This window comes from Pseudoalteromonas sp. SIMBA_162, assembly GCF_046535955.1.
Lineage (GTDB): Bacteria > Pseudomonadota > Gammaproteobacteria > Enterobacterales > Alteromonadaceae > Pseudoalteromonas > Pseudoalteromonas marina.
This window is the reverse complement of the sequence record NZ_JAWJBQ010000609.1, coordinates 1-261: the sequence shown is the minus strand read 5'-3', so window position 1 is coordinate 261 and position 261 is coordinate 1. Positions and strand designations below refer to the sequence as shown.

1 protein-coding gene is annotated in these 261 nt (G+C 62.5%); it reads right to left on the bottom strand.

Annotated elements, in window-relative coordinates:
* Window positions 1-249 (bottom strand): aldehyde dehydrogenase family protein (locus R0J88_RS21110; RefSeq protein WP_410901043.1); only part of this gene is annotated, 249 nt, incomplete at its 3' end.
* Between the last annotated feature and the right edge of the window lie 12 nt (window positions 250-261).

The window sequence follows — 261 nt, the reverse complement described above, 5'->3', positions numbered from 1 at the left end:
CTTGTCGAACAGGGTGCCACCCACGAAGTAGCCATCTTCATTACCGGCCACACGGAAGCCGCGGCCATCCACCACCAGCTTGGCGCCGGCAGCAACACCGTCATCAATGTAACCCACTACCTTGTCACGGGCAGCAGCCGTTACCAGCGGGCCCATGTCCAGGCCGCACGAAGTGCCGGCACCAATCTTCAGTGCCTTGATCTGCGGTTCCAGCTTGGCAATCAGGGCATCGGCCACCTGGTCGCCCACGCATACCGCCAC